The sequence below is a fragment of the Hymenobacter nitidus genome, from assembly GCF_020447315.1.
Taxonomy (GTDB): Bacteria; Bacteroidota; Bacteroidia; order Cytophagales; family Hymenobacteraceae; genus Hymenobacter; species Hymenobacter nitidus.
Genome location: NZ_JAJADQ010000023.1, coordinates 1 through 5,809 on the forward strand (window position 1 = coordinate 1; position 5,809 = coordinate 5,809).

Sequence of the window (5,809 nt, forward strand, 5' to 3'; positions counted from 1 at the left end):
CGTCGAGGATGCGGGCGGCGTTGTCGAGGTGGCTCTGTTGGACGCCCGGCACGTCCTGAGCGGTGGCCACTAGGTCGAAAGGAATATTGTCGGCTAAAGCTTGAGGTTTGACCTTAAACGTAATGTTTTTGAAGGTTTTACCACGCTTTTCTAACTCATAGCTAATGTGTAACTCGGTGTGCTCATTGATTTGCTTAACGGCTATGTCCAATACGCTTTTCCTGAAATCACTGGTCCTAGGCATCTTATCAATGCCTTTATCGTCAAGGAGCCCGAGCATTCTCTTAAAATCTTGAATGTCATGCTTTTTGGTTTCACCTAAGTCCTTCCACTGGCTACAAATCGGATAAATCCGCTTAGCATATTTGCTAGTGAGGCGTAGTGCCGATGCTAGGCCATAGCTGGTGAAATTGCTTTGAAGCTCAAATAGATAAGGGATAATTTTGTCAGAAAGTGAGACTTCTATGATGCCTAATCCTTTGAGGTACTCCACGCTGCGGAACATCCAGAGCTGCACATGACGCTCTGGAGTTTCTACCTCAAACATTCGAGAGCCCATATCCTCAGTGGCTTTCCGCAGATAAGCCAAATCATATTTTTTGCCAGTTAAAGCCGATAACTCCTTAATATTTAGCTCATAAGTGTCAGACTTCTGGTCCTTACGCAGCTTTGAAACCAAGAAGAAGAATAAGTCAAGCTGTAATTCAGTGTACTCATAGCGAGCATTCGTTAGAGCATTGTGTTGCCGGATTTCTAATTCTTTACTCATGGGGCTTATTCATTGATTCCGAGCGTAATTATACGCGGAAAACGGGTTATAAAAACAAATATCACTTTTGAAACCCGTTTGAGACCCATTAAAACCCGTTTTCAAACCCATTAAAACCCGTTTGAGACCCATTAAAACCCGTTTGAGACCCATTAAAACCCGTTTGAGACCCATTAAAACCCGTTTTCAATTGGGTTAACAGACTCAAAATTAGCGCGTTATGAAGCCCTCAAATAGAACAAAGCTTTACAAATACACCAATTGGTGTTCGCGCGAGAAAAAAAGAGCTTTTAGGGACTGGTCAGGGGTACAACGGCGCGAACAAAACAAAAACAGCAAAGTCCTAGAAGCCAGTGACTTGCGCGCATTTTATAAACTGTATATTATTGATAATCAATGGCTTATAAATATTATTGTTGAGCTTATGTACTGCTTTGAACTTGGGAATGCTACGGCCTCAGAAACGGGAGCAGCTGAGGATGCAGGCCGGGGAGGGGGCTGAAAGGAGGGAGGTAGCAGAGCCGGACCGGGGACACATGACTAGGTGGGAGGTGGCCAGGTGGTGCAGCTGGTGGCCAGAGCGAGGTGGCCAAGTTGCCGGCAGGGAGAGGACCAGGAGCAGCCGGTAGGGGGGCACAAAGAAAAGGGAGGCCCAGGGGTTGCGCGTACGTGTGGGGAGCCGTACCTTGTGGGCTGTTCTGGACTCGTTCAACGTGTTTCGCAAGATGTGTTTCCTGAATCGCGCTTCGCGCAATCCAGGAAACACGTTCGCCCGTTGGGCTCACTACACTTGCCCCTTCGGGGACCTATCTATGGCAGACCTAGCAGCCCCTGAATCCACTCCCCACCGCCCCCGAAAAGGAGGCCGGAAGGCCGGCCCGCTGGCCGAAAAACAGCGCCACGTCGTGAGCGTCCGGCTGACCGATGCGGAGCACGAGCGCCTGACCCAGGAGGCCGAGCGGTACCAGTTGAGCCAGGGCGAAGTGCTGCGGTCGGTGTGGCGTAAACAGAACACGGCCACGAAACTGCAGGCCCCGCCGACCCCAGAGGAAGCGCGGCAGCTGGCGCAGCTGGCCGGCATGGCGGCGAACCTGAACCAGCTCACCAAGCTGGCCCACTTGGGCCAGGACCAGCGCAGCGGGGCCACAACGGTACTCGGGCAGATGCACCACTTGTTGAAGCGGCTCACGGGCGAGGCGGTATGATTGGCAAGGTGAAGGTGAACCAGTCGTTTGGGGCCATGTGCCGGTACGTGCTGCAGGAGCAGTCCCCCGGCAAAGGAGCCGAGGTGCTGGCCGCGCACGGGGTGCGCACGGACAGCGCCGCGCATATGGCGGCGGACTTCGACGCGGTGCGGGCCATGCGGCCCGGACTAGGCAAGGCCGTGCTGCACGTCGCGCTGGCCTTTCCGGTCGAGGAAAAGGAGAAGCTGACCAACGAGGTGATGGGCCGCATTGCCCAGGACTACCTAAAGGGGCTGAACATCGACCCGGAGAGCACGCAGTGGGCCGTGGTGCGGCACCAGGACAAGACCCACCCGCACATGCACCTGGTGGTGAACCGGGTGGATTTGGACGGGCAGACGGTGAGCGACCAGTTTATCCGCTCCCGGAGCGTGGACGTGTGCAAGGGTATCGAGCAGGAATATGGGCTGATCGTGGCCGACCAGGTAGGCCGCAAGCAGGCCCGCGAAATCGGCCCGACCCCGGCCCAGGTGAAAGCCACGACCCCGAAAGAGGAACAGTCGGCCGACTGGAGCCGCGCCCGGCAGGAGATCGGCCGCGCCCTGAGCTACACGGCGGGCGAGGCCCGCAGCTTCGACGAGCTGCGCGAGGCGCTGCGCCCGCGCGGCATCGAACTGGAGCTGACGCGGCGCAAGGACGGGAGCCCGGCCGGGGTGGTGTTTGCCCAGGACGGGCACCGGGTGAAGGGCAGCCAGGTGGGCCGCGAGTACAGCGCCGGCAATCTGGAGATGGGCTTTGCCAAGGCCCGGGAGCTAGGCCAGGACCCGGCCCAGGCGTGGCAGCAGGTGGGCCAGGACTACGCGCTGGCCAAGCTGGCAGCCGCGTACGCCCAGGCCAAAGAGCGGCAGGCCCAGCAGCAGCCGGGCAAGCAGCAGTCCCGAGGCCTTGAGATGGGGGATTAACTTTTCAGCAACGACTTATGCAGGAACTACTTCAAGACATCAACGCGCTCCGGCGCGGCATCGAGGCGCTGAACAAGCGCAGCTTAGAGCAGGGCCGGCCGGTGAGCCGGGCCGAACTGGATGAGGTGCTGGCCAAGGTGAAGCAGGAAGTGCGCTTTACCATCAACTACCAGGGCGTAGCGGAGGCCATCCAGCCGCACCTGACCACGCCGACGAAGGTGGAAAACACGCTCACCACGGGCACGGCGCAGCTGCAGCAGGTGATTGACCGGATTCCGCGCAGTGTGCCCGTGGTGGGGGAAGTATGGGGCTTTACCAGTATACGGCTGGGGTTGGGGGTGATTGCGTTACTGCTGGCCCTAGTCAGCCTGAGCACTTACCTATGGCAGCAGAAAGCGGCCGCCGAGGCGCAGGTCGTGGTGCTGCAGCAGGAGCAAGCCAAGAAAAAGACGGCGCTGGATTGGCTGACCCAGGGTTATTGGGACTTAAAGCGCGACAATCCGAAGCTGGTCAAGAAGTATTTCCCACAGTAGGGCTTTTAGAGGTCTTCTCAGGAAACGGAGAATACAGCACGTTAAGCGCCCACAAGCCGCGTCCTGAGCACAGAGAAGGAACAGTCAACCGTTTACCTTACGTACCCTAAGCCGTCTCATTCATTCCTTGTTCTATGTCCGATTCCCGTTTTTCCCGCCGTGACTGGCTCAAAACCACGGCGCTGGCCACCACGCCGCTGCTGCTAGGCCCCTTGCCCTCCTTCGCCGAAGCCCCGGCCCCCGGCAACACCCCGCCGCTGAGCGCGGCCGACATTGCCGCCATCGAGGCCGCGATGGGCAAGAAAGGGGCCTACGTTGAAGCGCAGGCCACGCACAGCACCCCGTTGCCGCGCAACGACTTGAAAGTGACCATCAAGGGGGAGCCGGTGCCCATTTCCTTCGGCTTCGGCGGGTGGGTGGCCATCAAGCACACGCTCGACGGCAAATCAGCCATGCTCATGAGCGACACGGTGCTACTGCAAGAGGAAGTTAACCCGCTTATGTCGGCCGCGCTGGCCCAGGGGCTGGAAATCGGGGCCGTACACAACCACTTTTTTTACGAAGAACCGCGCATCTTCTACATGCACATCCACGGCATGGGTGCCCCGGCCGAGCTGGCCCGCAAGTTTGCCGCCGCGCTGAAGGACTCCAAGTTGCTGCCGGCCAACCAGCCGAAGCCCAGCGGCGGCACCCCGGCCGCGCAGGTGGGCAATAACGCCACGCCGGCCCCCGGCCCGCCCACCGGCAAGGAGCTGTTTGATATTCCGGCGCTCGACAAAGTGGTGCAGTACCAGGGCACGGTGAACGGCCCCACCTACAAGTACACCGTGGGCCGGGCGGACCTGCAATCGGTGATGATGGGCACGGAAATGACCGCCGCCATTGGCCTGAACTCGTGGGCCGCGTTTGCCGGCAAGCAAGCTGACGCGCACGTTGCCGGCGACATTGCTATGCTGGAGCACGAAGTAAACCCGGTTATAAAGGCCCTGCGCGCCCACCAGTTGGAGGTCGTGGCCGTGCACAACCACATGTTGTTTGACCAGCCCCGCATGATGTTCCTGCACTACTACGGCCGCGGCCCGGCGGCGCAGCTCGCCGCCGGCTTCCGCGCCGCGCTCGACCAGTTGGGCAAGGGCAAAACGGGCATGAAAATGAAGCACTGACAGGCCGGTAAATCAGCCCCGTTTTTTAAGGGCCTAAACCGGCAAAATACCACGTTTGGCGAGTCGGGGCCGTGGGGCGAAAACCCGGCACGATTCCGAGGTTGGGATTATAAGCTACATTATGTTAAGGGACAAAACCGGGGCAGTGGCCGCACTTTTTGTACTTCCCCACTGCCCCCTAAATCCTACTCGGCTACTGCTGGCTGTACTGTCGTAACCAGTTTTTGGCATCGACTAGATTGTCAAAAACCTGGGCCTCGAAGGCGGTGAGCTGGGCGTAGAAGTTGGCGGCCGACCCATCGGCCAGAGTTTCAGGCATAGAAATCAGGGCGAAGTGTTGCAAACCGGCTTTGGCGGCGTTGGGAGCCCACTCGTTAATCACCCAGTCCATCGAGTGGTCCCATGGTCCCCGGACGGAGCGCGTGTCGTTGAGCACACAGGAGAACCCGGATTTAGCCAGGGCATCGGTATAGGCTTGGGCGCCCGATTTGATGTTCTCAGCGGTCAGATAGCCCTGCCAATCGGTGAAAATCCAGCGGTTTTCCGTGTCGGTTTCGATGGTGAGATAGACTTTGCCCAGGGCGGACTTGAGTTCTTGAATCATGCTGCAAAGCAAGTAGGTTATTCTTTCCCTTTTGTTGGAAGAAGCATAATCACTGCAGGGAAGCCGGCAGGACTGGGACAAAGTCGTCAAAGACCTCGTAGCTGATGATGTGGTAGCGGCGGGCGTAGGCCCGCAGGTGCACGGCAATAATCCGTTCCCTAGTGGCCCGTTCGGACCCCGGGGTGTACTCGATGACCATCATCCGCTTTTCGGCCTCCTGAGCGAGCAGAAAATGGCACGGAATGGCTTGCTGTTCGGCGTCGGTGAGGTGCACCGCGTTTTCCGGTTTGAGAACGACGAGTTCCAGGTAGATTTTTTGCCGCATGGGAAAAGGCTTAGGCAGGCTTCACGACTTTGGCCGCGACCAGGCCCAGGCGCACGAGCAGCAGGCCCCCCGGATTACGAGATGCCTTGACCTTGCCCGTTTTCAGGTCGTGATTGTAGCGGTTGACTTCCGCAACGTGCGCCGCACTGGCCAGGATGGTTTGGCGGTGCTTGGCGTCGGTGATGCGTAGCTCGTCGAGGATGCGGGCGGCGTTGTCGAGGTGGCTCTGTTGGACGCCCGGCACGTCCTGAGCGGTGGCCACTAGGTCG

At 58.6% G+C, this 5,809-nt stretch carries 8 protein-coding genes and 1 pseudogene; 5 read left to right on the forward strand and 4 right to left on the reverse strand.

Annotation, left to right across the window (positions count from 1 at the left end):
- Positions 1-769 (reverse strand): replication initiation protein (locus tag LGH70_RS23345; protein WP_226190899.1); only part of this gene is annotated, 769 nt, incomplete at its 3' end.
- 220 nt (positions 770-989) lie between these two features.
- Between LGH70_RS23345 and LGH70_RS23350 the strand changes: the two genes are divergently transcribed.
- The 5 genes from LGH70_RS23350 to LGH70_RS23370 all read left to right on the forward strand — a co-directional run bounded on the left by LGH70_RS23350 (position 990) and on the right by LGH70_RS23370 (position 4,611).
- Entirely contained in the window at positions 990-1,271 is a 282-nt protein-coding gene (locus tag LGH70_RS23350) for a hypothetical protein (protein WP_226190901.1), read from the forward strand.
- A gap of 310 nt (positions 1,272-1,581) precedes the next feature.
- Complete coding sequence (locus LGH70_RS23355; RefSeq protein WP_208309563.1) at positions 1,582-1,974, forward strand: plasmid mobilization protein; 393 nt, start codon at positions 1,582-1,584, stop codon at positions 1,972-1,974.
- Positions 1,971-2,915: a relaxase/mobilization nuclease domain-containing protein gene (locus LGH70_RS23360; protein WP_226190903.1), complete on the forward strand. Its 945-nt coding sequence runs from the start codon at positions 1,971-1,973 to the stop codon at positions 2,913-2,915. Before LGH70_RS23355 ends, LGH70_RS23360 begins: the two co-directional genes overlap by 4 nt.
- A 17-nt stretch (positions 2,916-2,932) precedes the next feature.
- Positions 2,933-3,448, forward strand: a complete 516-nt coding sequence (locus tag LGH70_RS23365) for a hypothetical protein (RefSeq protein ID WP_226190905.1) — start codon at positions 2,933-2,935, stop codon at positions 3,446-3,448.
- 134 nt (positions 3,449-3,582) lie between these two features.
- A complete protein-coding gene (locus LGH70_RS23370) occupies positions 3,583-4,611 on the forward strand; it encodes a DUF1259 domain-containing protein (RefSeq protein ID WP_149072961.1) in 1,029 nt (342 codons plus the stop codon).
- Between the two features lie 193 nt (positions 4,612-4,804).
- Here LGH70_RS23370 and LGH70_RS23375 read toward each other — a convergent pair whose 3' ends face one another.
- The 3 genes and pseudogenes from LGH70_RS23375 to LGH70_RS23385 all read right to left on the reverse strand — a co-directional run.
- Complete coding sequence (locus tag LGH70_RS23375; RefSeq protein WP_226190907.1) at positions 4,805-5,215, reverse strand: STAS/SEC14 domain-containing protein; 411 nt, start codon at positions 5,213-5,215, stop codon at positions 4,805-4,807.
- Between the two features lie 49 nt (positions 5,216-5,264).
- Positions 5,265-5,540 carry a hypothetical protein gene (locus tag LGH70_RS23380; RefSeq protein ID WP_226190909.1) on the reverse strand — a complete coding sequence of 92 codons (276 nt, stop codon included), beginning with the start codon at positions 5,538-5,540 and terminating at the stop codon, positions 5,265-5,267.
- A 10-nt stretch (positions 5,541-5,550) separates the two neighbouring features.
- Positions 5,551-5,809 (reverse strand): annotated as a pseudogene (locus LGH70_RS23385) (hypothetical protein); the annotation flags it as partial.